Genomic DNA, 25800 nt, shown 5'->3' with positions numbered 1-25800 from the left:
CAGGAGCCCTCCTCCAACGACCCGCTCAGTTGCCTGGCTCCATCGCGGATGGCTGACCTCCGGATTGACGTTCGAATAGAACCCGTATTCGCGCGGTGCCTGGAGGTTCCAAGTCGTCGGTGGTTCCGTATCCGTCAAAGAGATGCGTACGATCGATTTGATAGACTTGAAGCCATATTTCCATGGAACCACTAGTCGCAATGGTGCGCCGTTCTGATTTGGCAACTCCTCGCCATACAGACCGACGGCGAGAATTGTCAGCGGGTGCATCGCTTCATCGAGCCGCAGCCCCTCGACATAGGGCCAATCCAGCGATTGGAAAACGCCGCGCTGAGCAGGCATTTCCTCGGGCCGGTATAAGGTCTCGAACGCCACGTATTTCGCGCCTGAATCGGGATCGGCCATGGCGAGTACATCGGCCAGCGGAAACCCTACCCAGGGTATGACCATCGACCACGCCTCGACGCAGCGGAGCCGATATATACGCTCCTCGAGACTTGCCGGTTTGACGATATCCTCGAGACCATATGTGCCCGGACGGCGCACCTTGCCATCAATCACAACGGACCAGGGATCGGTCGTCAGCTGCCCCGCGTGGCGCTTGGGATCAGCCTTGTCATATCCAAATTCATAAAAATTATTGTAGCTGGTAATATCGTCGTAGGAATTTGGCCTATCATCAATCGACCAACGACTTGGTGACGTCTCAAAGGTCGCGGCGGATGCAGTGGCGCCAGTGGTGTGAGCCGCTATCAAGCCCCCTGCCCCCGCAAGGAGTTGCCGCCGACTGAAGTAGACCTCTTTCGGCGTGATCTCGGAATACTTGAATCTCGGACCCATCCAGCGATGCATTTTGATCCTCGTTTTGCTTCTTATATCGAGGATACGCAACTCAGGCCGAACTTGTATCAATCCGCCTGTTCACAATGCCGTTTTCACGATTCGGAGGTGGGTCAAGACAGCCGAAACGGTAAAGACCTAAATCCAAGAGGCTCAGGCCTGGCATGAACCCCGCCCTCCAAGGAGAGCGGGACTACATTCTTGGATATCAAGAAAGCGTACGCTCGATTTCTTCAGTTTCGAAGATCTCGATGACGTCTCCTTCCCGGATGTCCTCGTAGTTCTCGAACGCCATGCCACATTCCTGGCTGACCTGGACTTCCTTGACCTCATCCTTGAAGCGCTTGAGCGTCTTCAGCTTGCCTTCATGGATCACCACATTGTCTCGCAGCAGTCGCACTCCGGCCGAGCGCCGGGCTACACCCTCCGTGACCATGCATCCTGCAACCTTGCCGATACCCGTGATCTTGAACACTTGCTTGATCTCGGCGTAGCCGATGAAGCGCTCTTTGATTTCCGGGCTTAGCAAGCCGGCAGCGGCCTTTTTCACATCATCGACAAGATCGTAGATGATGGAATAGTAGCGGATCTCAACACCCTTCTGGTTCGCACTTTCGCGTGCGGGCGCATTCGCGCGAACATTGAAGCCGATAATTGGGGAGCCGGATGCCTCCGCTAGGGTCACGTCTGTTTCCGTAATAGCACCGACACCCGAGTGTAGCACACGAACCCGGACCTCATCAGTCGAGATCTTTTCGAGTGCCTGAACAATCGCCTCTGCGGAGCCTTGAACGTCAGACTTCACCAATACGGGCAGTTCCTGCACATTCTCGTCCGCTTTCGCCTTGGCAAGAAGCTGATCAAGTGTGGTCGCCGAACCGGCTGCGGCACGCTTGTCGCGGGAGACTCGCTCGCGATAACTAGAAATCTCGCGCGCCTTTGCCTCGTTCTCAACTACGTTAAGGACATCGCCAGCCTCGGGCGTGCCATTGAGACCAAGAACTTCAACCGGAACCGAGGGCCCCGCCTCATCGACACGCTCGCCCTTGTCGTTGATCAGTGCGCGGACCTTGCCCCACTGCTCACCAACGACAAAGATATCCCCTCGGCGGAGTGTTCCCTTCTGCACAAGAACGGTCGCAACGGGGCCGCGCCCAACATCGAGTTGGGCCTCGATAACCGCGCCTTCCGCCGGACGATCCGGGTTTGCGGTCAAATCGAGTAGTTCCGCCTGAAGCGCGATGTTCTCCAAGAGCTGGTCAAGACCCTTGCCGGAAATCGCTGATACCTCGACGTTCAGGACATCACCGCCCATTTCCTCCACGACAACTTCGTGGTTGAGCAGCTGCGTGCGCACCTTGTTGGGATCTGCACCTGGCTTGTCGATCTTGTTGATCGCTACGATCAGCGGAACACCTGCCGCCTTTGCGTGATTGATCGCCTCGATAGTCTGAGGCATCACGCTGTCATCCGCAGCCACAACCAGAACGACGATGTCGGTGACATGTGCACCACGGGCCCGCATGGAAGTGAAGGCTGCGTGGCCGGGCGTATCAAGGAACGAGATCAACGCACCATTGGAGGCTCTGACCTGATAGGCCCCGATATGCTGAGTGATTCCACCAGCCTCACCGGACACCACATTCGTCTTTCTGATCGCATCGAGCAAGGACGTCTTGCCGTGGTCGACGTGACCCATGATCGTAACGACAGGTGGGCGCGGCTGGAGATTGGTCTCGTCCTCGCTTGAAACCTGAACAATCGCATCTTCAACGTCAGCTTCGGAAACGCGCACTACCTTGTGGCCGAACTCTTCCACGATCAAAGCAGCCGTATCGGCATCGATTGTCTGGTTCTGAGTTGCCATGATGCCATTTTGCATGAGCGTCTTGACAACGGCGGCAACTCGCTCTGCCATACGGTTGGCAAGTTCCTGAACAGTGATTGCATCAGGCACCTTTACTTCGCGGACGACCTTCTCGCGCTCGCCTACGGACCCCATCATCTTCCGCTTTTCACGCTCCTGACGGCGCTTCATCGCCGCCAGCGACCGCTGCCGGCCTTCGCCGTCGGTTGCGCTCGCAATGGTCAGCTTTCCGGACCGCCGACGATCATCGCCTCCCTTGCCACCGCGTCCGCGCTTTTCGTCCTGCCCTTGCTTGTCGGCCTTTTTGGGGCCTGTGGGTCGACCGGCCTCAGCCCTTGCGGCCTGAGCCTGGGCAGCGGCAGGATCCATGACAACCTGCGACTTCTCCTTGCGCGCACCTTGGGCCTTCGCCTTTACAGCGGCCTTTTCCTTGGCCTTCTGCGCTTCGGCCTCTTCGGCTGCCTTTCGCTCGGCTTCTGCTGCCGCGCGTTGTTCCGCAATCTCACGTTCTTTTTCGGCACGCTCGGCGGCTTCCTTTTCCGCACGAAGCCGAGCGAGTTCCTCTTCGCGGGCCTTCTCGGCCTCACGCTCTTTCTGCTGGCGCTCCGCTTCCTGCGCCTGTGCTGCAGCGAGCGCCTTGCGCCTGCGTTCAACTTCGGTATCGGAGAGGCCACCGACGCCGCCACGGGACTTTCCACCCCCGCCCTGCTTCGGCACCACCACGCGCTTGCGCTTGTGTTCAACGGTCACAGACTTGGAGCGACCGTGGCTGAAGCTCTGCTTTACGTGGCTGGTTTCGGTACCACCGCGCAATCCGAGCGTCTTGCCTTTGCGGTCGCTGTCCTTGGTATCTGTCATCAAGTCTTAGCCTTTCTCGCGGAGGCCTTCCCCCGCCAAACCTTCACCAGCTTCGTCACCGAACACCTGGCGGTTCCGTTCGCCCCTGAACTCGTCGAGCCTAAGGGCATCCTGTTTAATCCGGTCAGATAGACCGCCCGCCAGTACGGCGCCATGTATCACACGATCACGACCGAACGCCATGCCCAATTCACTGGCTGACAGGCATGAAATACGGTTCTCCGGTCCTTTGGGCGGCCGAAGCTCGGCCTTTTCGCGAGCCGAGCCATCACTCGCCTGCACCAAAAGCACGGCCTTGCCACTCTTCAGTGTTTCCAGAACCGTCTGAAACCCGCAGACCGCCTCGCCGGCCTTCCTAGCCATCGCGACAAGATCAACCAGCCTTCGGGAAAGCAGCCGTTCGACCAGTTCGGGAAGCTCCGGAGAAACTTCGGCCTTTTGCTTGAACGCACGCGAGAAGAACGATTTATCGACGGCCCTCCTCAGAAGTTCCCGTTCGGGTGCAACATATACACCTCGGCCGGGCAATCTGCTGGCCAGATCCGGAGCCACTTGGCCATCCGGAGCAAGAACGAAACGGATGAGACCGGACTTCGGTCTCGTCTCGCGGCTTACAATGCAACGCCGCTCCGTTCCTGCATGATCTTTCTGACTACGCCCTCGCGTCACGTTCGTGTCTGCCCTCCCAGTTCTCTCAGCTTTGCGGCTGGCTGTCACCAAAGACCGATTCGACACTTGCCTCGTCCGTGGCGGTTTCCTCGGCCTCCGGTTCCTGATCGGCTGCCAGTTCTTCCTCAGTGATCCAGCCGACGCTCAGCCTGGCGCGCATGATGAGATGTCGGGCCTCGGCCAGTCCCATGTCGAATTTCTCGAGCAGACCGTTGTCCTTCACCCGCTTGCCATCAACGGTGGTATAACCGCCCGCCAGCTCCCAATCTGCGCATGTCGCGAAATCCTCCAGGGTCTTCACACCATCTTCCGCGAGCGCCTCGATCATCTGTGGCGTCAGCCCCTCGAAATCGAAGAGATCCTGCTGAACGCCAAGCTCTCGCGCCCGTTCCAGCGCACGCGCGTTCATTTCCTCGAGGCTTTCACGAGCGCGTGCCTGAAGTTCTTCAGCGGTACTCTCGTCAAACCCGTCGATGCTCGAAAGCTCATCGATATCGACGTATGCGACCTCCTCCATTGTCGCAAAACCTTCTGCAACGAGGAGCTGCGCGACCATCTCATCGACGTTAAGGTTTTCCATAAACAGACGCGTGCGTTCGGCAAATTCCGCCTGGCGACGCTCACTTTCCTGCGCTTCGGTGAGAATGTCGATATCGAAGCCGGTCAACTGAGACGCCAACCTTACATTCTGACCACGCCGACCAATTGCCAGGGAAAGCTGCTCGTCGGGAACCACGACTTCAATCCGTTCGCTTTCGTCGTCGAAGACAACCTTTGAGACCTCTGCAGGCTGGAGTGCATTTACCAGGAACGTCGCCGGGTCCTCATTCCAGGGGATGATGTCGATCTTCTCGCCCTGCAACTCATTGACGACGGCCTGCACCCTGCTACCGCGCATACCCACGCAGGCTCCAACTGGATCGATCGAGTTATCGTATGAGATCACACCCATCTTGGCGCGGCTGCCCGGATCGCGCGCAACGGCCTTGATTTCGATGATACCGTCGTAGATCTCCGGAACTTCCATCTTGAACAGTTCGGCGAGAAATTCCGGCGCAGTACGGCTCAGGAATATCTGCGGGCCACGAGTTTCATGTCGCACTTCACGGATGAGAGCACGCACGCGATCCTGGTTGCGAAACGCTTCGCGCTGGATGAGCTGATCTCGACGCAGAATTGCCTCGCCCCTGCCCACATCAACAATGACATTTCCATATTCGGTGCGCTTGACGATACCATTGATGATCTCGCCCTGACGGTCCTTGAATTCCTCATACTGCCGCAGGCGCTCGGCTTCGCGAACCTTCTGCATGATGACCTGCTTAGCAGATTGAGCTGCAATACGGCCAAAATCCATCGGAGGCAGGGGATCGGTAAGGTAGTCGTCCAACTGCGCATCGGCCTTGATTTCGCGCGCATCTTCCAGCGAAAGCTCGGTGAAATGGTTCTCCACTTCCTCAACGACATGACGGTACCGGGTCATTTCCAGATCGCCGGATTTGCGGTCGATCTTTGCCCGGATGTCGTATTCCGCGCCATAGCGTGACCGCGCGGCTTTTCCGAGCGAATCTTCCATGGCCTCGATCACGAGGTCAGGGTCGATCATTTTCTCGCGGGCAACAGCTTCAGCGATCTGGAGCAGTTCGAGCCTGTTGGCGGACGTTACGCTCATGTTGTTTCCTCGTCTTCGTCGGAGGTATCAGATTTAATTTCATCGAACCCATCCAGTTCTTCGGGTTCGAACCCCTGCGCCTTCCGCGCCGCGAGGCTCTCGGCGATAAGTTCATCGGTTAGGACAAGCTTGGCATCTGCGATCATTTCGAAATCCAGACCGATCGTTCCCTCCGGGATCGCGATCAAGATCTCGCTTCCCTCGACACCCTCCAGAACACCCTTGAACCGGCGGCGGCCATCGATCAGTTCGGCTGTTTCGACTTTGACGGCGTAACCGTCATAGCGCTCGAAATCCTTCATTCTCGTCAGCGGGCGATCAATTCCCGGAGATGATACTTCAAGGTTATACTCGCCAGAGATTGGGTCTTCAACGTCAAGCAGAGCAGAGACTGCACGACTGATCTTGGCGCATTCCTCGACTTCGATGCCGCCCTCCGGCCGCTCTGCCATGATCTGCAGAACGGCAGTTTTGCCCCCCATCAGCCGGACTCGTACAACGTCGAACCCCATCCCCTCAATAACGGGAGACACGAGCTGAGCTATGCGCTTATCCATTGCCGCTTTGGCAACCAAGTCGACCAAGAACATCTCCACAACAAAAAAAACGGGCCAGCGGCCCGTTCATAAGATCCCGTGGGTGGACCAAGTTACCCTTAGCCCTCCGCTGTGGAAGCGGATATAGGCAAGCGCAACGGCGGATGCAAGCTCAATCTTGACAGCCTGCCAACCTACCGTCTTTCACCTATCCAGCGTAGGAGCGAAAGAGATCGTCTGGTCCTATTTTTCGAAAAAGAACGACACTGCCTTCCGAATGCCGTGGGTCGTAGACGAAGTTCTTTTCGGCGAGGGTCGAAAAAAGGCGCCCGACACCTAGCATCCCGGTGACGTGATCATGGAGTTCGATGAATATCCTGCTTACGCCGGCAAGGTCGGCATTCTCGAAGAACGTCACTTCCGCGCCTTCGATATCGCAGACGATCAAACTGATTCGCTCTGTCCGCAACAACTCGTTCAGGGCGAGTGTCGGAACATCAACGGTGGCATGAAAGGGGTTGGGTTCCGGCAGGAGCGAACCCATCCAGAAATCCTCGCGTAGATAGAATTTCACCTTTGATATGTCGTCATTCGTGAGAACAGCATTTACGCGCCGAACCTTGGAAACGCCGTTCTCACTGTGAACCCGCTCCATGAAGTCCATGAGCAACGGGTTGGCTTCTACTGCAATAACCTCTTCCACTTCAGGCTGTCTCGCCAGCAACGTGGAGATCAACCCAACACCTGCGCCCACCTCGAGCACCCGATCCCCGGCCAATACAATTCCGGGAATGTGTTTGGCCTCTTCCGCTTCAAAGCGCCCTGCACGCATAGCGTCCAGAATATTTGCGGAGATGATTCCCTCCTGAAAGGGGATCCATACGCCCTGCGTTTTTATACGTTCACAAAGCGGGATGATATTTGATGCCAATTCAACCATAGGTTGTATTAGACATAAATTATATGTGATGTCTATTGTATTTTTCTTGGGGAAGGAATGATAATCAGGCCTGACAACGTCAAATGACGACAAAGCCATTTCAGGTGGTATCGCAGACTATGAGGTGAAGCAGTGTAACTCTACTTGACCAGCTTCTCCTTTTTCACTGCCGGCGTCAATTTCACCTCACGGCCTCGCGGACTACTTACACCGTTTAAGATAGCGGAAGAACTCGTCCGGACTCCTCGTCAACGTTACGTTGAGTTGGATAGGGCGTCACTCAGGCTTGCTCGCACCGCTCTTCATAGCAAAACGCAAGAGAAATCTGACGTCTGGCAGGCGCGGCGGTCACCATTCACCCGCTTAGCTTAAGCCTTATTTAAAGGAAATGAATCGAAATTGGAGACGCTCACAAAAGGTGCGTCTTGCATGGAACTGATCAGGAATTTTCTCAGCGGTATCTCTTCGTTTGCCGAGTTGAGCCAACCCCCAGAAACTCTATTGGCAGCGCTCATCAGTTCCGTCGCCACGATTACGTTGATCGCAGGCTTTCTACCGAGAGCTCGCTCTGGATCGCGGGAAACTCGCTCTTTAAGCGACGAGGGCACCCAGCAAACATGTGAGTTCCTAATCAACGGGGGAAGCGTCAGGGCAATGTCTGCACCCGCCCGCGCGCTACTGGAAGACCTGGGCAGCAGTCGCTCAAAGCTTGTGCTGCTCAAGCACTACCTCCTCAACGATTGCCCGAGCATCCAGCAAGATCTAGACGCACTTGTGGTCGATGGAATCGCCTTCCGTCATCACTGCCCAAGGGGAGACGGATCGGCAATCGAGATCCTGGGAGAACCGCGAGGAAGTTCGGCCGTCCTATCGATCCGCCCGGCAAGCGAAGAAGCTCGCGCGCTCCAGCATGCCGAGGACAAGCTCAAGACCGCCACGCGCGAAATAGGGTTCCTTCGCGCCATCATCAACAGCGCCCCCGTTCTCGCGTGGATACAGACGCCAGACAACCAGATCACTTGGGCAAATACCCCTTACCGCGAACGTTTCAATCCGGCGACCGAAGGATTGCCCGATCACCGGATAGCGAATGCCTTCGGGCATGTCATGGAAACCGTGCCACTGACCGCACGTGGCTCCGAGACGCGCGCGCGAAAACTCGTAGCCCCTCCTGCAGATAGCGAACCTCAGTGGTTCGAAGTCCAAGAAATCGCGGGCCCAAATGGTAGCAAGCTCGGATATGCCATCGAGACAAATGAACTGGTCGCCGCAGAAGCCTCTCTCCGCCGCTTTGTTGAAACACTGACCGAAACGTTTGCCCATCTTCCCATCGGGTTGGCCGTCTTTGACAAGAACCGGCGGCTCGGTCTCTTCAACCCTGCGCTAACTGAACTCGTGAAGATCGATGCCGTATGGCTGGCGGGCCGACCCTCGTTGCGCGATTTCTTGGAACGCCTCCGCGAAACCAGACAAATGCCCGACCAGAAAGATTTTGCCGGATGGAGGCGTAAGCTGAGCGAGCTTGAGGAAGGTGCGCGCCACGGTACGTATCAGGAAAACTGGGTACTTCCATCCGGTAAAGTCTTCCGAGTGACCGGTCGCCCGCACCCACAGGGCGCCCTCGCCTTTCTCTTTGAAGATATTTCAGCAAACATTACCTTGGAGCGCAAGTATCGCTCCGAACTTGAACTGAGCCAAGCGACACTCGACAAGCTCAACGAGGCTGTAGCGGTGTTCAATGCGTCTGGTTCGCTCGTTTTTGTGAACTCCGCGTTCGAGGCACTTTGGCAGATTGATCCGATGGAAAGCCTGGAAGGTCCCACCATCAGCGATCTCTCCAAACTCTGGGCAGAGCGTTGTGCTGCCAGTCCTGTCTGGGCACAGCTTGCGGAATTTGCCACGGCAGAGGAAGCTCGCACCACTTGGAGCAACACAGTTGAAGCGCTCGATGGCCGCAGCCTCCAAATTCTGGTCGCCCCCCTGCCCGATGCGTCAGCACTCGTCGTCTTTCGAGACCTAACGGCAATTGATTACGCCGATTCGCTACACTTCGATCCCGGAAAAGATGTGCTGACAGAGTTCGCACTGGAGCAAATAAGGGTTCCTGCTGAAACCGCCGTCAAGCAGGTGCTTTCGGCAATTCCAGAGAATGCAGAGGAGCATATCCTCAAGGATCTGAATGCGGCACTGCAGGTCTTGAAAGACGGAATCAATCGATCCGAGGAGTTTCGTGAGCTTGCCCGCAATTCGAAGCGGGTCGGAAAAACTGCCCTGCCGGCTCTGGCAGCTGCACTTGAGGAGCGCGGCCTGCACCTCGACGCGCCCGAGAAAGCCAAGAACTGGAATGCACGCATGCGTTCGACCGCGATGGCCCTTGGACTAGCTGTTGCGGATCAAGCAAATGCAGGTTCCGCAATTCGCATTTCGCTCGAGACCGGCGAGCAAGAGGACGTGCTAGTTGTTCTGGCCAGGGCGGCCAATCCCCAACTGCACAAGGAAAGCCAGAGCGTTGCGATTGCCCGGCGAATTGTCAGCGCCGGTGGAGGCGAAATTGAAGTGACTTGCACTTCTGACACCTTGGTATTGAACGCTTCGCTGCCACGCAATCTGTCAACTGGCAACGCTCAGCGTGCATTGCCCGATGGACGCGCGGCCAGCGCTTGAGAGATTCACTACACGCGAGGGATCAAGCCTTGATCCCGGTGTTCTACCGTCTACAAACGAGCTCCGCCCTCAGGCTCTGGAGCCAGAATTCATGCGTGAGATTACCACCGACAGCCCGGAACGGACTGCAGCGCTCGCAGCCTCGATCGCGCCTCATCTCATGCCTCGAGATGTCGTCGGCCTTGTCGGGGATCTGGGCGCCGGAAAGAGTCATTTCGCCCGCGCTTTGATCTCGGCGAGGCTTGCCGCACTAGGGCTCGAGGACGACATTCCCTCGCCAAGTTTTACCCTTGTCCAAACTTATGACCTCGAGAACGCAGAGTTGTGGCATGTGGACCTCTACAGGTTGGCGGACGCTGGCGAGATCATCGAGTTGGGCATCGAAGAGGCGTTCGAATCCAGTATCGTTTTGGTTGAATGGATTGACAGGCTGGGCAACGATGCTCCGAGGCGTATGCTGCGGATTGAACTGGATTTTGACAGCAATACTGAAAGCAGTCGGCGCATTCGTCTATCGGCGCTGGGAAATGACTGGGATTGGCTAGACGAGATTGTTGACCGGATGGAGGGTCAAGAGTGAGGTCGGACAGCCCGGTAGATGATTTCCTTAGCGCTTATGGTTGGCAAGCCACAACCCGATTTCCTCTGAGCGGTGATGCCTCCGCCCGCAGATACGAACGCTTGAGGGGTCCGAAACATGATGCAATTCTCATGATGTTGCCCAACGGCAATTCGGACATGCTGAGAAGTTTTCTTACGGTCACCGACTTGCTTAGAAGGAACGGCTTCAGTGCTCCCGAGATTCTGGCCGTCGACAACGAACGCGGGCTTTGCCTTCTCGAGGATCTTGGCGACGATCTTATATTTCGACTGTGCGAAAATGACCCGGCACTTGAAACACCTCTGTACGAAGCTGCAATTGACGTCCTCGCGGAACTGCATTCGCTCCTGCCAACCAGATCTGCAGCAGGCTGGTCTGCGCCACCTTATGACCTGAGAACACTGCTACGCGAAGCAAAGCTACCGCTAGAATGGTATCTCCCGGAACCTGCATCAGCCGAACTGGTCGAATTTTTTGAAATCAGCCTTACCGATGCGATCAATCAGCTTTCTTTCGAGGAGAGCGTTGCTGTCTATCGCGACTATCACTCCGAAAACCTTGTATGGCTTCCACATCGCACGGGGCGTAAGCGCGTTGGCCTCCTCGACTATCAGGATATGCTGTCCGGCCATCCGGCCTATGACGTGGTGTCATTGCTTGAAGACGCCCGCCGAGAGGTCGCGCCGCAGCTATGGGCCACCATGACACGACGCTATCTTGCGCAAACCGATCTTGATCCGGACTGCTTTGACTATGCTGCACACCTGCTGTCTGCCCAACGCAATCTGAAGATACTCGGGCTGTTTGCACGCCTCAGCAAACGAGACGGCAAGCCGCGCTATCTCAGCTATCTTCCTAGGGTGTGGCGCTACCTTCAGTCCGACCTGAGCCACCCCGGCCTTGATACCTTGCGCAATACTGTAGTGCAGATACTTCCGCCCCCAGAAGCCAAGCTCATTTCTAGACTTGCGGAAAGCCAGCCATGAAACCCATCGCCACTATGATCTTCGCGGCGGGGCTCGGAACACGGATGGGGGAACTGACACGTTCTCGGCCCAAACCTCTGATCGAAGTTGCCGGGAAGCCGTTGATTGCGCACGCACTGAATATCGCTCGAGGTGCCGACGTCGATCGCATTGTCGTTAATACCCATGCTCATGCGGCGCAAATGCACGCCTGGCTCGAGGCGCACGCGCCGGAATGCCTGATCTCACACGAGCCCGAGCTGCTGGAAACCGGAGGCGGACTCACGAAAGCCCTGCCTCTCCTCGACACGCAAGTCGCTTACACGCTGAATGCCGATATGGTCTGGAACGGCGAAAATCCCATGCGGAAGCTCGCGGAGGCTTGGGATGCCCGCCGGATGGATGCCCTTCTTTGCCTTGTTCCGCGCGGCAAGGCCGTAGGTCACGCGGGAAGAGGCGATTTCTTTCTTGATCCTTTTGATCGAGTATCTCGCCGTGGCGACGCTGCCTTTGCCCCATTTGTCTATTCTGGTTGCCAGATCCTCAAACTCGACATCTTGCAGGAACTCCCTCCGCGTTCCTTCTCGCTTAACACGGTTTGGGATCAGATGCTTGCCAGGGGACGTGTGTCAGGTGCCGTTTTTGATGGCACCTGGATTGATGTTGGGCGGCCGGAAGGGATCGCGCTGGCCGAAGCTGAAGCGGTGCGATGACCCCCACACCAAACCTCGAGGTTTTCCCGCCCACTGCTGGGGCGCGCGTATTCGGACTTGCACCTGGAGCCGATTTTCTGCGCTGCCTTGTTGCAGGACTGGATGATCGGCTCGCCTCCTACCCTCCCGAGGCTATGGCGCGTGTCACGATTTGGGTCAATTCACGCCGGGCAGAACGTGGATTGAGAAATGCACTTTCGGGTGGATCTGCGCGACTGCTCCCACGACTTCACGTCATTTCAGATCTGTCCCGCGATCCGGTCTATGCTTCTGGCCTTCCGGAACTGATCCCGACCTTGCGCCGCAAGCTCGATCTTTCCCGCCTTGTCGGCGCGCTCATCTCGGCTCAACCTGGCCTTGCTGCCGACACCGCGGCGTTCGATCTGGCCGATAGCCTAAGCGAACTTCTGGACGAACTGGGAGCCGCAGGCCTTAAGCCAGAGATTTTTGAAACCGTTGATCCCGGCGAGCACGCGTTGCACTGGCAGCGCAGCTTGCGGTTCCTTGGCATTCTGAATGAATTCGGCGAGCATCTTGCCTCTGGAGACGGCCAGGCACGCTTGCGTGCAGTGACACTGAAGTTGGAAGAGAGTTGGTCGAACTGCGCACCGCGCGACCCGTTGCTTGTAGCCGGGTCCACGGGTTCACGTGCCGGAACCCGAGCCTTCATGAAACTTGTCGCCCGACAGCCTCAGGGAGCGCTTATCCTGCCTGGTTTTGATTTCGATCTGCCGGAATCAGTTTGGCAAAGATTGCAGCGAGGCGAGGAAACACACGGAGATCATCCGCAAGGCGCTTTGGCGCAAATTCTCCATGAACTAGGCCTTGCGCCGAACTCCGTTCACCCATGGATTGACGGTGATATTCCGTCTAGAGAGCGCAATAACCTGATTTCGCTGGCATTGCGCCCTGCCCCGGTCACGGATCAATGGCGATCCGAGGGCGGCCGTTTGAAGCCCACACTTGAAACAGCTTGTGAAGGCCTGACCTGGATCGACGCGCCGGATCCCCGCTCCGAGGCACGCGTAGTGGCCTACGCACTTCGCCGTGCGGCGGAAGAAAACACGCGAGCCGCGCTGATAACCCCCGACCGTTCGCTCGCGCGCCGCGTCGGTTCGGAGCTCGATCGGTGGCGCCTCATACCGGATGACAGTGCAGGACGCCCCCTAGCGCTCACCCCTCCCGGCGTCTTCCTTCGCCTTGTTGCCGATGGTATTCACGGGCCTCTCTCAGCCGAGGCTTTGCTTTGCCTATTGAAACATCCACTCGTCTGTTCGGTACCGGGAGGGCGCCGGCGCCACATGGATCTCGTCATCCGGCTTGAAACGAGCTGTCTAAGAGGCGGCGCACCCTATGCGGATTGGGATGGCTTCGCAAAATGGTCAAAAGATCTCGCGGCCAAATCAGTTGAACATTCAGATGCTCCAACATGGGTTGCTTGGCTAAAAAACTGTTTGCACCCAATGGAGTTCCTCCCCGAAGCGCCGCTCAGAGTGTTTGCCATCATCCACCGTAGAACCGCAGAGGCTTTGGCAGGCGGACCTGAGATGAGCGAGGCTCATGGGCTTTGGCAGAAGGACGCGGGGCAAGCCTGCCTTTCTCTCGTAGAGGAAATTGCCCAAGAGACCATCGACTATGGCGTCGTCAAACCATCAGAGTACCGAGCGCTCCTTGCGTCACAGATGTCGCGCCAGGATGTACCCGAAGAAGCTGTGGTGACGAATGAAAGCATATCGATCTGGGGCACGCTTGAAGCTCGCGTGCAGTCGGCCGACCTCGTCATACTGGGCGGGCTCAATGAAGGAATCTGGCCAAGCCAACCCGGCGCCGACCCATGGCTGAGCCGAACCATAAGGCGGGAAATCGGCCTTTCTCTGCCAGATTTACAGATCGGTCTGGCTGCACATGATTTCCAGCAGGCTATCGGTGCGAAAGAAGTGATCCTCGTGCGCGCCGCGCGCGATGCCGAAGCTCCAACTGTACCGTCACGCTGGCTTCTGAGAATCGAGAACCTTCTCCGCGGCCTTGGTGATACGGGATCTCGTGCGATAGATGCCGCAAAAGCACGCGGCAGTACACTTCTTGCTGAAGCCTCTCGGATCGACCTTCCCGCAACGACTATCGCGCCCGCGCGCCGGCCCTGTCCACGTCCTCCCTTGCACGCCCGGCCTTGCGAGTTGTCAGTGACCCAACTCGAGAGCCTCGTCCGCGATCCCTATGCAATTTACGCTCGCAAGGTCTTGAACCTCAGACAGCTTGATCCGCCGGGCTGCTCCCCGGATGCGCTCTCAAGAGGCAGTGCGGTCCACGCGGCGCTCCAGTCTTTTATCGAGCGCACTCAGGATGAACTTCCCCAAGATGCACTGGAGATCTTTCTCGCCTGTGCCGAAGACGCTCTTGCTGAGGCAGCTCCATGGCCCGCGATCCGTGCCATCTGGAAGGCACGGATGGCCAAATCCGCCAAGTGGTTCATAGAGGAGGAAGCCCGACGACGTGACTTCGCCGAGCCCGCAGCCTTGGAAATCCGGGGTATGCGTAAGCTTGAAAGCACGCCGCTTCCCTTCACCGTCACGGCAAAGGCAGACCGGGTTGATATCCTCCCAAGCGGAGGCTGTGCGATCTACGACTACAAATCGGGTTCGATACCTTCTCAGAAGCAGATTGCAACCTTTCATCTGCAATTGCCCTTGGAAGGTGCAATTGCATCCATCGGCGGTTTTGATGGTCTTTCGCCCTCGAAACCGGAACGCCTGCAACTGATTGGCCTGAATTCCCGAAAGACGGCTGAGATCTCCACCGAACCAGAGAGCGTCGCGCAGACCTGGCAACGCCTGTCAGAACTGATCTCCGCGTACCAGACCCCTGAGGTCGGCTACACCGCACGCCTGCGCCCGGAGCGTCTCACCTATGAGAGCGAATTCGATCATCTCTCCCGTAAGGGAGAATGGTCGGACGGAGATGACCCTCAAGACAAAGAACCATGAGCCACCGGATAGAACCCGCCGTTGCTGCGCAGATCACCGCTGCTTCCCCCGAACGCTCAAGTTGGGTCGCAGCAAATGCCGGCTCGGGCAAGACCCGCGTGCTGACCAACCGAGTCGCGCGCCTTCTGCTGACAGGCACTGAGCCACAGAAAATCCTGTGCCTGACGTATACCAAGGCCGCAGCGGCGGAAATGCAGACTAGACTTTTCCAAACGCTTGGCCGCTGGGCAATGCTCGACGACGACGTGCTACGTGCTGAGCTTGAGGGGCTCGGGGCTGGAGATACAGGTCTGGACCCCGCGAGCCTTTCTCGTGCCCGCACACTATTCGCGCGCGCACTGGAAACGCCCGGCGGTCTCAAAATTCAGACGATCCACGCCTTCTGCGAGGCCCTGTTGCGCCGGTTCCCTCTCGAGGCTGGTGTTGCCCCGCAGTTCACCGTGCTCGAAGACCGGCAGGCAAAGGCTCTCCGATCCGAGATTCTGGATGCGATCGCGGAACGCGATCCCGCTGCCCTCGTGGACCTGGCAAATTTCCTTTCCGGGGACGACCCCGACAGCCTCCTTCAGGAAATCGCACGCAACCGTTCGGCATTCCAGGGGCCCTTCGATCCATTACAACTCGCCCACGTGCTGGGCGCGGACCCGGACGAAACGCTTGAAAGCATCGCCGGGCGGGCTGTCGGTCCAGAAGACCTTTCGATGCTCGGGTCACTGGTTCCAATCCTGGCAGCTTCCGGTCCGAATGACCGCAAGGCGGCTGCCTCAATTTCCTCCGCCCTCTTGCTGGATCCTATCGAGCGACTGGAAGCGTTGGAAGCGGTGCTTCTGACCGGCAAAGGTGCAAAGGAGCCCTTTTCGGCAAGGGCAGGCAAATTTCCCACTAAGGCAATTCGGCTCGCCCATGTGGAACTGAGCGAGCATCTTGACGATTTGATGATGCGGGTCGAAGCGGCGCGCCCGCGCAGGCTCGGTCGCCAAGCATTCGATCGCTCTGCCGCACTCAACAGATTCGCGAGGCTCTGGCTCGCGGATCTCGACGCCCGGAAGGCTGGACCCGGCCTCCTTGATTTCGATGACATGATCGACAAGACGCGCATTCTCCTATCTGATCCGGCCAATGCGGCCTGGGTGCTTTGGCGGCTCGATGGAGGGCTTGATCATGTGCTCGTAGATGAAGCACAGGATACCAGTCCCAACCAGTGGCAGGTAGTCAGCGCAATTACGGACGAGTTCTTTGCAGGTCTCGGGGCGCGCGAGATTGACAGAACCGTCTTTGTCGTCGGCGACGAAAAGCAGTCAATCTACAGCTTTCAGGGCGCGGATCCGCGCGCCTTCGGTGGAATGCGACAGCACTACGAAACCCTGCTGGAGGGGCTGGAAGCGCAGTTGCAACGCTGCGCGCTCATTCACTCCTTTCGTTCCGCCCGCCCGGTTCTGAGCCTCGTCGATGCAGTATTTCGTGGACCGGCGGGCGAGGCGTTCGAGGACACGGTGGATCACGCCCCCTTCGATCCCGCGCGCCCTGGACGGGTGGAAATCTGGCCATTTCTGGAGAAATCCGAAAAGGCCGAGGAGCCGCCTTGGCACGCACCGGTAGACGCATTGAGCCCCGACGACCCGGTGGAACTTCTTGCCGACAGGATTGCTGGAACGATCGGACGTTGGCTCCAAACCGGCAAAGTCATGCCCAGCTCCAATCCGGTTCCAATTCGGGCAGGCGACGTCATGATCCTCGTCCAGAGGCGCAACGCACTGTTTCATGCAATCATTCGCGCCCTCAAGCGCGCAGACGTTCCTGTGGCTGGGGCCGACGTCCTGCGGATCGGTGCAGAACTTGCGGTCAAGGATCTTCTGGCGTGCCTTCGGGTCGCGGCAACGCCAAGCGATGACCTTTCCCTCGCCGCCATTCTCCGCAGCCCGCTGGGCGGCATTTCCGAGGAGCAGCTCTTCGATCTTGCCCATGGCCGGCCATCGCTACTCTGGCGCGAACTCCGCGCAGCCGAGTTCCCCGCCTTTCATTCGTCCCGCGCGCTGATTTCCGACCTTCTGGATGAGGCCGACTTCCTGCGCCCATTCGAGTTGCTTCAGCGTATCCTCATTCGTCACGACGGGCGCCGCAAACTTGTCGCGCGGCTCGGCATGGAGGCCGAAGACGGGATCGATGCTCTCCTGGATCAGGCGCTCGAATATGAGCGCACCGAGGCACCCACCCTCACCGGGTTTCTCGCTTGGATCGACAGGGACGAGTTGAAGATCAAGCGCCGGAGCGACGAGGGAGCGAACCAGGTTCGTGTCATGACGGTGCATGGCTCCAAGGGATTGGAAGCACCCATCGTCATCCTGCCAGACACGGTCGACCGGCATGAGGGTCGGAACGCCCCCGAAATCCTTGCAGACGAAAATGACCTGGCTTTCTGGCGGATGGCCGCGGAGAGATCGCCCGACCACCTTGTCGAACTCGAGAATCACCGCCGTGCCCGAGCTCGAGCCGAAAACATGCGCCTTCTCTATGTAGCACTCACGCGAGCAGAAAGCTGGTTGATCATCTGTGGGGCCGGATCCGCCCCGAAAGAAGACGGCATGAGCTGGTATACGCTCGCGCGGCGGGCAATGGAAACGCTGGAGCATGAACAGCTTCCAGGCGACAGTGAAGCCGAAGAGGCAACTCTCGTTCTATCACACAACTGGTTTGACGAGGTCTCGACACCGAAGGAAGAACGCCCTGAGGCGAAGCACTCCCTTCCCGACTGGGCCGGCCGGCCCGCGCCGGATAGGGACCTCATGGGCGGCCCAGCCGTTCTACTCCCCTCCCAGCTTGGTGGGGCCCATGCTCTTCCCGCCGAGTCAGGCGTCATCAAGGAAAGAGATAGTCTTGCTCGTGGGACTGCGCTTCACCTCCTGCTGGAGCGAGGACAGCAAGAACCCAGATCCGATTGGCCTAAGCTTGTTCGTGACGTGCTTCCAATTGGCACATCAGCCCAAGCCGAGGTTCTGGAGGAAGCCGCACGAATCCTGGATGCTCCGGAACTCGCTTTCCTCTTTGGCCCTGGCTCCCTCGCGGAAGCGGAGATTTCCGCGCCTCTCGATCCGAGCGGCACACTCCGCCTGCAAGGCCGTATCGACCGTCTCGTAATCGAGAGCGATCGTATTCTCGCCGTGGATTTCAAGTCGAACGCGATCACCCCAACCCATCCGCTGCAAGTCCCGGAAGGTATCCTGCGCCAGCTTGGCGCATACCGTGCCGCATTGAATGATGTCTGGCGCGACCGCCGTATCGAGACGGCCATACTCTGGACCCGCACTGCCGAATTGATGGTCATACCAGCTGATCTGTCAGACGAGGCATTTACCCGCGCCAGGGTTGCGTGCGGAGAGGGCTAAGTTGCCATGCCAGTCTGAAACGGGTGTTTGGCCTGGCTAGACCTTCCAACGAGCGAGAGCATCCTCATCCGTTTCGCGCGCATCGACCCATTGCGCGCCCTGGTCGGTTGCTTCCTTCTTCCAGAAGGGCGCTCGGCTCTTCAGGTAGTCCATGAGAAAAACGGCCGCCTCGAAGGCCGCCTGTCTGTGACGCGAGGCCGTCGCTACCATCATGATCTGCTCGCCCGGGGCCAGTACGCCGTGGCGGTGTATGATAAGGCTTGCCTGCAACTCCCACCGTTCGCAGGCTTCAGCCTCGATCGCCGCCAGGGCTTTTTCGGTCATCCCCGGGTAGTGCTCGAGCTCCATACTAGAAATAGTAGAAGGCCCTGCATGATCGCGCACTAACCCCGTGAAGCTTACCAGTGCACCAATTTCCGTCCGCCCTGCCCGCAATGCGTCGAGCTCGGCCCCCAAGTCAAAATCCTCAGCCTGAACACGAACCGCCATTCAGCCTCCCGTCATCGGCGGAAAGAACGCCACTTCGCGAACGCCGTCCAGCGCGTCCCCGAAATCCGAAAGCTCCTGATCCAACGCAACCCGGATCGAAGCAAGGTCTTCGAAGGCGTCTGCGTGGCCAGCATCGCGAGCCCGTAGCTCGTTTACGAGGTCTGCTGCCGTTGCCGCCTCGGTTACTATCCGCTCGGACGCCACCCCGACGCGCTCTCGGATCCAGGCGAAATAAAGCACATCGAGCGTCACGACCGTGGTTCCTTCAGGAACGGTATGGCCTTCTGGAGATAGTCATAACCCGTCATGACCGTCAGACCACCCGCAACCCAAATCAGGATGATCCCGAACACCTGGACGATTCCGCCCCCCGCCCCCTCGAGCCGCAGCACACCGCCAAGAAACAGAACCGGAATCGCCACCATCTGCACCGTGGTCTTCCACTTTGCCAAGGGCGTGACCTTTAGCCGACCCGCATCGGCGCCGAGAAATTCCCGCAGGCCCGAGACAAACACCTCCCGAAGCAGGATGAATGCAGTCGGGATCAGGATGAGGGGGTTGATCCCCGATAGCCCGACGATCATCGAAAGCGCAATGATCACCATGGCCTTGTCGGCAATCGGATCGAGCATTCGCCCGAAATTGCTTTCCTGGCCCCAAGCACGTGCCAACCGTCCGTCCAGATAATCCGTGAGTGCAGCAAGAATGAAGAGCGACAAAGCGACCCAATCGGCCGCCGGTCGCGGAAAAGCCGCATAGGCAAGAGCCACTCCGGGCGCGGCAACGAGCCGCGCGAGCGTCAGAATGTTGGGGATCGTCCAAGTCATATCCGCATTCGCCTCCGCGCCATCAGCCCCCCTATACCGGCTCAACACGCGCCATGGAAGAAGCCGCAGATCGTTGGCGCAAATGAGTCGCCGACGTGAAAGCGTCCGTGCCTTGGCCAAACCAAATTTGGCAAACGCGGGATTTACCCTGATGCAAAACTGGCGATATATCGTGAGATTTTATTAACGTCATTTACGCAAGCTTTCTTAACAAGAGAGCAAAAAGTGGGGAGAATTGTGCAATGTTTCAACTCGTCTATCACAGCCGTCCGTCCCGTTCGATGACCGATGCGGATCTTGCCCAAATCCTCGACGCCGCCCGAAAAAACAACCCAGCCATGCAAGTTACGGGCATGCTACTCTTTGCCGGGGGCACATTTTTCCAGCTTCTGGAAGGCAACCAGGGCCAGGTGGAACGCCTCTATGACAAGATTTTCACGGATGATCGCCATCATCGGGTCAAGCGGTTGCACGAAGGCAATGCCGCCGCACGCAGCTTTCCGAACTGGTCGATGGGCTACCAGAAGGTCGTGAGCATGCGTGAACTTCCAGATCCATTCTTCAGATTGTCTACCTCGACGCTGGAAGACCGCATTCCGCGCAATGCCTCCAAAGACCTCGTGCACCTGATGAAATGCTTCTCTGAGGCCAAACTTTCCGGGCAGCGCCTGAGCGCTTGAAACAGGCTCCGGAAGGCAGCTCTGCTGAAGATCAACCTTCCCCGTGGAAGAAGCCGTAGATCGTTTCGGCCAGAGCGTCGGATATTCCCGGCGCGGCCTTCAGGTCCGCAAGTCCAGCCCGCGTGACGGCCTTGGCGGACCCGAAATGGGCCAGCAGCGCGCGCTTGCGCGCCGCGCCAACTCCCGGAACCTCGTCCAGAGGGGTGGAGCGTGTCTGTGCCGCGCGTTTTGCCCTATGCGCACCGATGGCGAAACGGTGCGCTTCGTCTCGTAACCTCTGAACGAAATAGAGGACAGGGTCCTTTCGGCCGAGCGCCACTGGTTGCGCTTGCCCAGGCCTATAGAACTCTTCCTTGCCAGCATCCCGATCCACCCCCTTGGCTACGCCAAGTATCGCGACATCTTCGATACCGAGCTCGGCCAGGGCTTCCGCAGCAGCACCTACCTGCCCCGCACCACCGTCGATGAGGACAAGGTCCGGCCAGGCCTCGCCCTGTCGATCCGGATCTTCCTTGACCAGCCGAGCGAAACGTCGCGTCAGAACCTCGCGCATCATGCCGAAATCGTCCCCTGGCGTGAGGTCCTGGGACTTGATGTTGAATTTGCGGTACTGCGACTTGAGAAATCCTTCCGGACCAGCGACGATCATGCCGCCGACGGCGTTCGTGCCCATGATGTGGCTGTTATCGTAAACCTCGATCCGCTGGGGAGGCCCGTCGAGCCCGAAGGCTTCCGAAATCCCCTCCAGAAGCGCCGTCTGGCTTGCGCTTTCAGCCATACGTCGCGCCAAGGCTTCGCGGGCATTCCGGCCCGCATGTTCAACGAGAGCCGCCTTCTCGCCCCGCTGAGGGACGGCCAGAGTGACCTTTCGCCCGAGCTGGGTTGTCAGAGCCTCCTCGAGCAGATCCCTATTGTCCACCTCGTGGCTTAGCAGGATCAACCTCGCAGGTGGCTTGTTGCTGTAGAACTGAGCGAGAAACGCCTCGAGAATCTCGTCTGGTTCGGCACCAGCCCCGGTCCGCGGAAAATAGGCTCGGTTTCCCCAGTTCTGATGCGCCCGAATGAAGAAGACCTGTACGCTGGCATGCCCGCCTTCCTGGTGCAGAGCGACGACATCAGCTTCTTCAACACCCTCGGGATTTATCCCCTGGTTCGACTGTACTTGGGTGAGCGCACGAATGCGGTCTCTCAGCGCCGCCGCCCGTTCAAACTCCATAGCCTTCGCCGCCTCTGCCATAGCATCGGCAAGCTGGGTCTGGATCTTGGTCGACTTCCCCCGCAGGAAATCAGCCGCATCCTCAACCAGCGCCTGGTAATCGTCCTTGGAAACGTACCCGACACAGGGGCCGCTGCAACGTTTGATTTGATAAAGCAGACAAGGCCGCGTCCGGCTCTCGAACATGGTGTCCGAACAGTTGCGCAGCAGAAATGCTTTCTGAAGCTGATTGAGTGTCCTGTTTACACTTCCTGCCGAGGCAAACGGTCCGAAGTACGTGCCCTTTTCCTTGCGCAGTCCCCGGTGCTTCTTGATCTGCGGAAAGGGATGATCGCCCGTCAGCAGTATGTTCGGAAAGCTCTTGTCGTCGCGCAGAAGCACGTTATACCGCGGCTTTAGCTGCTTGATGAGATTCTGCTCCAGCAGCAGGGCTTCTGTCTCGGTCTCCGTAGTCAGGAACATCATCGACGCTGTGGCGGCGATCATTCTACCTATGCGCGAATTGTGTCCCGTCGGCTTGGCATAGGATGAAACCCGGCGGCGCAGATTCCGCGCCTTACCGACGTAGAGCACCTCCCCGCGTTCATCGAGCATCCGATAAACCCCCGGACTGTCATCGAGGCGCTTCAGATAATCCCGAATGACAAGATGTCCCCGCACCGGCTGGTCGCGCGACAGGCCGTCTTCTTCAAAATCCGGGTGTTCTCCGCTCCCGGTTTCCTGCTCGACTCCACTCATAGTTGATTCTGTGCCCCCTGCACGGATCACATCGCAGTTTCAAGAGAAAAGCTTTCCACCAAATCTGTGGATAACTCTGTTGGAAACTTGTCAGTGAACCGTATTTTCCCTGTCCTCACGAGCCATTTCAAGGTTTGTGCAATTTTTAGGCATATTTTCAATACACTGATTTCAAACGATAAAAAAAAGAGACGCCTGATAAAATGATGTAATCATTAAAAGAATCAAACAGATTTATGACGCTCGGTTCCGGGGTGGAAAAGTCAAGTACGTCTCCCCCAATCCTGACGCGATAGACCTCGCAGAATTCACTCGACTCCGAGGACGTCAGGGGTCTTCCAGGCAAGATGCTGCCCCCCGTCGAGGCATATCAATTGTCCTGTCAGGCCGGGTGCGTCCAGGATGAAGTCGAGCGCTGTGCAGATCTCCTTCGGGCTCGTTCCCCGCTTCAGGATCGTAGCGTCTCGTTGCGCCGCAAAATGCTCCTCACTCTGGCGAACGCCACGCAGGGCGGGACCCGGGCCAATTCCGTTGACCCTGATATCCGGCGCAAGGCCCTGTGCCGCAATCTGGGTAAGGGTCCAGAGGCCAGCCTTGGCTATCGTATAAGTTGAAAACTCTGGCGTGAGCTTCCAGACCCTCTGGTCGATCATATTCACGATGCAAGCGCTTGCTATCGGTTCTCCCGCAGCATCGCGCGCGCCTTTGGGAGCTTGTTTGGCAAATGCTTGAGTTAGTTGAAACGGCGCGCGCAAATTCGATCCGATATGCCTGTCCCAGCTTTGAGGTGTCGCGGTGGCGATGTTGTCATGTTCGAAAATCGAGGCGTTGTTCACCAGAAGCGTCAACGGACCGCCTAGCACCGCTCCCGCGCGGTCTACGAGCTCTACGGTCGCATCAGGGTCGAGGAGGTCCGCGGAAAGCGCCCTAGCATTCGCGCCCGCAGCGCAGCACTGCTCCACCACACGAGCGGCAGGCTCCTCACTGGAATGGAAGTGAATAGCTACGGCAAACCCGCGCTCGGCCAGGCGCACGGCCATCGCCGCTCCGAGACGCTGCCCCCCACCGGTTACCAAGGCCCTGCCAGGTTTCATGCCGCACCCCCCGCCTGGGTGAACAGGAACGCGTAGTAACCCAAGTAAAGTATCAGGAAGAGCGTGCCGGTACGCCGGCAAATGACCCGATTGCCCAGCACGAACGGCGCGAGAAGGAGTGCAGACGCGAGCATGACCCAAAGGTCACGGGCTAGAAACTCCGGTTCCACCGGAAGGGGGCCGAATAGGCTTGTGATCCCCAAGATGGCAAGAATGTTGAAGAGGTTCGACCCCAGCACATTACCCATCGCAACATCGGTCTGCTTGCGAATTCCAGCCATGACCGTCGTCGCCAATTCGGGAAGCGATGTGCCAAGTGCCACGAGGGACAGCCCGATCACCGCCTCCGAGACACCGAATTGACGTGCGATGCCCACCGCCCCCTCGATGAGCAGGTGTGCTCCGACTGGCAAGCCCGCGATACCCACAAGTATGAACGCCGCGACCTTCCAGGGCGGCATTGGCGTAAAGTGTTCGGAAACTTCTTCCGCCACATGGGAGGGATCCTTTCGCGCCTCACGCCACATGTCGGCTAACATGAGGGCAAGGAGTGTCAGGAGCACCGCAGCGGCCATGTAATACAGCGATCCTGCAAAACAGAGCGCAATCAAGACACCTGAGGCACCGAGAACCAGCCAGTAGCTGCGCTTGGTTCCGGACCCGGACGGTGGAACCCGGGAAATGACCGCCGGAACTCCCAGAACCAGCAGGATATTGGTGATGTTGCTGCCCACTACATTTCCGACCGCGATGCCGGGTACGCCGGAAAGGGCGGCATCAATACTGACCAAGAGCTCCGGAAGCGACGTTCCGAAAGCCACGACCGTCAGCCCGACAATAACCATCGGGACGCCAAGTCGAAGGCTGAGCGCAACGGCACCGCGCACAAGCACGTCACCCGCAACAATCAGAATCGCCAAGCCAGCGATCAGAAGAATGATATCCATATCGGAAAGCCTCGTGATTGCGGGGTTGTTAGGGAGCGCGGCCTTCCTTGCCACAGTCGCATTCGGCGTCACCGATTAAATAGGTGCCGCATTTCGGACATTTGCGAGCCGGTTCGATGGCGTTTCCGGGTTTGCGTCGCCCGATCTTGGGCATTCGAAGCTTACCCAGGAGGCCGATCAGTGCCATCACGATTAGAAAGAGCAGCGCGATACGGATCATCTGGGCGCCTGAAGCCCAAAACGCGACCAATGTGCATGATCATCCACCCGGCTTGCAGCCGCGTCGATTGCACCTCCCATTGCCGCAACACCGAAACGCTTCAGTAACGGGCGTTTTGGCTTGACCATATTGAACCGGACCCTCTCGCCGAAGCGCTCCTTCATCACAGGCACCAGATGCCCGATGCTGTCGGCGAGCCCGACATCGATGCCGCCCTGCCCGACCCAGATCTCTCCGGTGAAGAGGTTCTGTTCGGCCAGCTTCTCTCCCCGTCGTGATGTGACCTGTCCGATGAAATTGTCGTGGATCACGGTCTGGAGCTTCTTCAACCGCTCGATATCCTCGGGCCGTTCTGGCCGGAAAGGATCAAGCATGCTCTTGTCCTCTCCCGCTGTGTGCACCCGCCGCTCGATCCCCTGACGACCGAGAAAATCATGGAAACCGAAGGAGGCGAATATGACACCGATGGACCCAACGATACTGCTGGGATCGACAATGATCTCGTCCGCCGCCGTGGCAAGCCAGTAGCCGCCCGACGCTGCGACATCCTCCACGAAGGCGATAACCGGGATGTTCTTTTCATCCGCGAGGCGTCGGATCCGAGCGGCGATAAGACTCGACTGCACCGGACTCCCTCCCGGGGAGTTGATCGAGAGCGCAACCGCTTTCGGTTTGCCCCGCGTGAAAGCCGCCTCGATGACAGGCGCCAGAGCCGCGTCGCTGAGCGGCGCGCTGCCCAGACGTCCCCCACCACTGCCGATGACACCCTCCAGGCGAAGGACAGTCACGCTGTCGCGCCGGAACCGCGAAAGGAATTTTCTAACCATGCTTTTGATTTAGGCCAGCACCCGAGGGGGAACAAGTGGTCCGGTTGCCAAGCGCGCCAATTCGACCACA

At 58.2% G+C, this 25800-nt stretch carries 20 protein-coding genes (1 of these 20 only partly in view); 7 read left to right on the top strand and 13 right to left on the bottom strand.

Annotation, left to right across the window (positions count from 1 at the left end; all coding sequences use genetic code 11):
* The 6 genes from msrP to ACP15W_RS07685 all read right to left on the bottom strand — a co-directional run.
* Positions 1–852: the 5' portion of a protein-methionine-sulfoxide reductase catalytic subunit MsrP gene (gene msrP / locus ACP15W_RS07710; protein WP_424932271.1), read on the bottom strand. It extends 90 nt beyond the left edge of the window; only the first 852 of its 942 coding nucleotides appear in the window; it begins with the start codon at positions 850–852; its stop codon lies off the left edge, out of view.
* Between the two features lie 196 nt (positions 853–1048).
* A complete protein-coding gene (gene infB, locus ACP15W_RS07705; RefSeq protein WP_424932270.1) occupies positions 1049–3565 on the bottom strand; it encodes a translation initiation factor IF-2 in 2517 nt (838 codons plus the stop codon).
* A gap of 6 nt (positions 3566–3571) precedes the next feature.
* Complete coding sequence (locus ACP15W_RS07700; protein WP_424932300.1) at positions 3572–4234, bottom strand: RNA-binding protein; 663 nt, start codon at positions 4232–4234, stop codon at positions 3572–3574.
* A 25-nt stretch (positions 4235–4259) separates the two neighbouring features.
* A complete protein-coding gene (gene nusA / locus ACP15W_RS07695; protein WP_424932269.1) occupies positions 4260–5906 on the bottom strand; it encodes a transcription termination factor NusA in 1647 nt (548 codons plus the stop codon).
* Complete coding sequence (gene rimP, locus ACP15W_RS07690; RefSeq protein ID WP_424932299.1) at positions 5903–6463, bottom strand: ribosome maturation factor RimP; 561 nt, start codon at positions 6461–6463, stop codon at positions 5903–5905. Before rimP ends, nusA begins: the two co-directional genes overlap by 4 nt.
* Before the next feature lie 187 nt (positions 6464–6650).
* The gene (locus ACP15W_RS07685; RefSeq protein WP_424932268.1) at positions 6651–7481 is read right to left on the bottom strand and encodes an FkbM family methyltransferase; all 831 of its coding nucleotides are present in this window, start codon (positions 7479–7481) and stop codon (positions 6651–6653) included.
* A 555-nt stretch (positions 7482–8036) separates the two neighbouring features.
* Between ACP15W_RS07685 and ACP15W_RS07680 the strand changes: the two genes are divergently transcribed.
* The 6 genes from ACP15W_RS07680 (at position 8037) to addA (ending at position 18692) form a co-directional block, all read left to right on the top strand.
* The gene (locus tag ACP15W_RS07680) at positions 8037–10046 is read left to right on the top strand and encodes a PAS-domain containing protein (protein ID WP_424932267.1); all 2010 of its coding nucleotides are present in this window, start codon (positions 8037–8039) and stop codon (positions 10044–10046) included.
* Between the two features lie 91 nt (positions 10047–10137).
* Positions 10138–10626 carry a tRNA (adenosine(37)-N6)-threonylcarbamoyltransferase complex ATPase subunit type 1 TsaE gene (gene tsaE, locus ACP15W_RS07675; protein WP_424932266.1) on the top strand — a complete coding sequence of 163 codons (489 nt, stop codon included), beginning with the start codon at positions 10138–10140 and terminating at the stop codon, positions 10624–10626.
* Positions 10623–11633 carry an aminoglycoside phosphotransferase family protein gene (locus ACP15W_RS07670; protein WP_424932265.1) on the top strand — a complete coding sequence of 337 codons (1011 nt, stop codon included), beginning with the start codon at positions 10623–10625 and terminating at the stop codon, positions 11631–11633. The genes tsaE and ACP15W_RS07670 overlap by 4 nt, the downstream gene beginning before the upstream one ends.
* Positions 11630–12325 carry a nucleotidyltransferase family protein gene (locus ACP15W_RS07665; RefSeq protein ID WP_424932264.1) on the top strand — a complete coding sequence of 232 codons (696 nt, stop codon included), beginning with the start codon at positions 11630–11632 and terminating at the stop codon, positions 12323–12325. The genes ACP15W_RS07670 and ACP15W_RS07665 overlap by 4 nt, the downstream gene beginning before the upstream one ends.
* Complete coding sequence (gene addB, locus ACP15W_RS07660; RefSeq protein WP_424932263.1) at positions 12322–15309, top strand: double-strand break repair protein AddB; 2988 nt, start codon at positions 12322–12324, stop codon at positions 15307–15309. The genes ACP15W_RS07665 and addB overlap by 4 nt, the downstream gene beginning before the upstream one ends.
* Positions 15306–18692 (top strand): double-strand break repair helicase AddA, encoded by a 3387-nt coding sequence (addA, locus tag ACP15W_RS07655; protein WP_424932262.1) that lies wholly within the window; start codon positions 15306–15308, stop codon positions 18690–18692. Before addB ends, addA begins: the two co-directional genes overlap by 4 nt.
* Positions 18693–18728: 36 nt before the next feature.
* Here the strand turns inward: addA and ACP15W_RS07650 are convergent, their stop codons facing one another.
* Genes ACP15W_RS07650 through pgsA form a run of 3 tightly spaced genes read right to left on the bottom strand, consistent with a single transcriptional unit; the run spans position 18729 to position 20008 of the window.
* Positions 18729–19181 (bottom strand): molybdenum cofactor biosynthesis protein MoaE, encoded by a 453-nt coding sequence (locus ACP15W_RS07650; protein WP_424932261.1) that lies wholly within the window; start codon positions 19179–19181, stop codon positions 18729–18731.
* On the bottom strand, positions 19182–19433 hold the full coding sequence (gene moaD / locus ACP15W_RS07645; protein ID WP_424932260.1) for a molybdopterin converting factor subunit 1: 252 nt from the start codon (positions 19431–19433) through the stop codon (positions 19182–19184).
* Entirely contained in the window at positions 19430–20008 is a 579-nt protein-coding gene (gene pgsA / locus ACP15W_RS07640; RefSeq protein WP_424932259.1) for a CDP-diacylglycerol--glycerol-3-phosphate 3-phosphatidyltransferase, read from the bottom strand. The genes moaD and pgsA overlap by 4 nt, the downstream gene beginning before the upstream one ends.
* Positions 20009–20250: 242 nt before the next feature.
* Here pgsA and ACP15W_RS07635 point away from each other — a divergent pair, with 242 nt between their 5' ends.
* Positions 20251–20688: a BLUF domain-containing protein gene (locus tag ACP15W_RS07635; RefSeq protein WP_424932258.1), complete on the top strand. Its 438-nt coding sequence runs from the start codon at positions 20251–20253 to the stop codon at positions 20686–20688.
* A gap of 31 nt (positions 20689–20719) precedes the next feature.
* On the opposite strand, the gene uvrC is transcribed toward ACP15W_RS07635, so the two are convergent.
* From uvrC to ACP15W_RS07615, 4 genes are all read right to left on the bottom strand, one after another.
* On the bottom strand, positions 20720–22642 hold the full coding sequence (gene uvrC, locus ACP15W_RS07630) for an excinuclease ABC subunit UvrC (protein ID WP_424932257.1): 1923 nt from the start codon (positions 22640–22642) through the stop codon (positions 20720–20722).
* Positions 22643–22950: 308 nt separating this feature from the next.
* The gene (locus tag ACP15W_RS07625; RefSeq protein ID WP_424932256.1) at positions 22951–23736 is read right to left on the bottom strand and encodes an SDR family oxidoreductase; all 786 of its coding nucleotides are present in this window, start codon (positions 23734–23736) and stop codon (positions 22951–22953) included.
* The gene (locus tag ACP15W_RS07620) at positions 23733–24683 is read right to left on the bottom strand and encodes a calcium/sodium antiporter (protein WP_424932255.1); all 951 of its coding nucleotides are present in this window, start codon (positions 24681–24683) and stop codon (positions 23733–23735) included. The genes ACP15W_RS07625 and ACP15W_RS07620 overlap by 4 nt, the downstream gene beginning before the upstream one ends.
* 216 nt (positions 24684–24899) lie before the next feature.
* Complete coding sequence (locus ACP15W_RS07615; RefSeq protein WP_424932254.1) at positions 24900–25730, bottom strand: S49 family peptidase; 831 nt, start codon at positions 25728–25730, stop codon at positions 24900–24902.
* Positions 25731–25800 lie beyond the last annotated feature (70 nt).

The sequence above is a fragment of the Amaricoccus macauensis genome, assembly GCF_049800915.1.
Classification (GTDB): Bacteria; Pseudomonadota; Alphaproteobacteria; order Rhodobacterales; family Rhodobacteraceae; genus Amaricoccus; species Amaricoccus macauensis_A.
Note: the sequence above shows the minus strand (reverse complement) of the source record. Positions and strands in the feature narration are given on the sequence as shown.

Bases quoted from the DNA above. Each gene is read 5' to 3' on its own strand.
- infB (WP_424932270.1), bottom strand. From the start codon at position 3,565: ATGACAGATACCAAGGACAGCGACCGCAAAGGCAAGACGCTCGGATTG.
- nusA (WP_424932269.1), bottom strand. From the start codon at position 5,906: ATGAGCGTAACGTCCGCCAACAGGCTCGAACTGCTCCAGATCGCTGAA.
- rimP (WP_424932299.1), bottom strand. From the start codon at position 6,463: ATGGATAAGCGCATAGCTCAGCTCGTGTCTCCCGTTATTGAGGGGATG.
- ACP15W_RS07685 (WP_424932268.1), bottom strand. From the start codon at position 7,481: ATGGCTTTGTCGTCATTTGACGTTGTCAGGCCTGATTATCATTCCTTC.
- ACP15W_RS07680 (WP_424932267.1), top strand. From the start codon at position 8,037: ATGTCTGCACCCGCCCGCGCGCTACTGGAAGACCTGGGCAGCAGTCGC.
- tsaE (WP_424932266.1), top strand. From the start codon at position 10,138: ATGCGTGAGATTACCACCGACAGCCCGGAACGGACTGCAGCGCTCGCA.
- ACP15W_RS07665 (WP_424932264.1), top strand. From the start codon at position 11,630: ATGAAACCCATCGCCACTATGATCTTCGCGGCGGGGCTCGGAACACGG.
- addB (WP_424932263.1), top strand. From the start codon at position 12,322: ATGACCCCCACACCAAACCTCGAGGTTTTCCCGCCCACTGCTGGGGCG.
- addA (WP_424932262.1), top strand. From the start codon at position 15,306: ATGAGCCACCGGATAGAACCCGCCGTTGCTGCGCAGATCACCGCTGCT.
- ACP15W_RS07650 (WP_424932261.1), bottom strand. From the start codon at position 19,181: ATGGCGGTTCGTGTTCAGGCTGAGGATTTTGACTTGGGGGCCGAGCTC.
- pgsA (WP_424932259.1), bottom strand. From the start codon at position 20,008: ATGACTTGGACGATCCCCAACATTCTGACGCTCGCGCGGCTCGTTGCC.
- ACP15W_RS07635 (WP_424932258.1), top strand. From the start codon at position 20,251: ATGTTTCAACTCGTCTATCACAGCCGTCCGTCCCGTTCGATGACCGAT.
- uvrC (WP_424932257.1), bottom strand. From the start codon at position 22,642: ATGAGTGGAGTCGAGCAGGAAACCGGGAGCGGAGAACACCCGGATTTT.
- ACP15W_RS07625 (WP_424932256.1), bottom strand. From the start codon at position 23,736: ATGAAACCTGGCAGGGCCTTGGTAACCGGTGGGGGGCAGCGTCTCGGA.
- ACP15W_RS07620 (WP_424932255.1), bottom strand. From the start codon at position 24,683: ATGGATATCATTCTTCTGATCGCTGGCTTGGCGATTCTGATTGTTGCG.
- ACP15W_RS07615 (WP_424932254.1), bottom strand. From the start codon at position 25,730: ATGGTTAGAAAATTCCTTTCGCGGTTCCGGCGCGACAGCGTGACTGTC.